1 protein-coding gene is annotated in these 1,171 nt (G+C 67.5%); it reads left to right on the top strand.

Annotated elements, in window-relative coordinates; all coding sequences use genetic code 11:
* Positions 1-278: 278 nt before the first annotated feature.
* A partial coding sequence (locus KGQ19_RS48675; protein WP_212022455.1) for an IS110 family RNA-guided transposase occupies positions 279-1,171 on the top strand: 893 nt, incomplete at its 3' end.

Here is a 1,171-nt window from a genome sequence, read left to right as displayed (position 1 = left end):
ACCCCCGGACACCGGTGCTGTACCCGTTACCTTTTTCGTGGTCCCGCAATGGGGCCGCCTGGCCTCTGGGCCCGGTATGGCTTTCGTACCCATGCTGTGTGTATGGCCTCCGATGTGTTGCCGCCGGGTTTGGAGCACTGCTTGACCGCTGATAGGGGCCTGGTCCGCTCCCGTGCCCGGTGCAACGCCGGGCCTGGAGGGAGCGGCCTGCGTAACGTGGTTGCCGGCGTGCGGTGCAATGGTCGAGGCCACAGACGTGACTTGCACGGAGGGGCTACATGTACGACACCAGCGGTATCGGCGTCTTCCTTGGTTTGGACGTCGGCAAGGGCGAGCACCACGGGCACGGGCTGACCCCGGCCGGAACCAGAGTCTTCGACAAGCGGCTGCCGAACACCGAACCGAGACTGCGCGCAGTGTTCGACAAGCTCAAGACCAAGTTCAGGACCGTCCTGGTGATCGTGGACCAGCCGGCGAACATCGGCGCGCTACCGCTGACGGTGGCCCGTGACTGCGGATGCGAGATCGCCTACCTGCCCGGTTTGGCGATGCGCCGCGCGGCGGAGATGTATGAGGGCGAGGCCAAGACCGACGCCCGTGACGCGTTCGTGATCGCCGACGTGGCCCGCACCAACCCCCGTGCGCTGCGGCAGATCACAGTGGCCGATGAGACCGAGGCCGAACTGGCGATGCTGGTCGGGTTCGACGACGACCTGGCCGGGGAGTCCACCCGCACCAGCAACCGGCTGCGCGGCCTGCTCGCCCAGATCCACCCGAGCCTGGAGCGCGTCCTGGGACCACGAATCCACCACCCGGCCGTGCTGGAGCTGCTAGGCCGCTTCGGCTCGCCCCAACAGCTGCGCAAAGCCGGAACCCGGCAAATCGCGGAGGTACTCAAACCGAAGGCGCCGCGAATGGCCGAGCGCCTCGCCACGCAGATCACCGAAGCCTTGGACCAGCAGACCGTCACCGTGCCCGGCACATCCGCAGCCGAGATCATCGTGCCATCGCTGGCCCGCCAACTATCCGAGATCCTCACCCAACGCCACACGCTGGAGGGCCAGCTCACCGCCCTGCTGCAGGCCCACCCTCTTTCCCCGATCCTGACCTCGATGCCCGGCATCGGAGTCAGGATCGCCGCAGCCCTGCTAGTCACGATCGGCGACGGCCG

Source organism: Catenulispora pinistramenti (assembly GCF_018274385.1).
Lineage (GTDB): Bacteria > Actinomycetota > Actinomycetes > Streptomycetales > Catenulisporaceae > Catenulispora > Catenulispora pinistramenti.
This window is presented reverse-complemented; position numbering and strand designations above follow the sequence as displayed.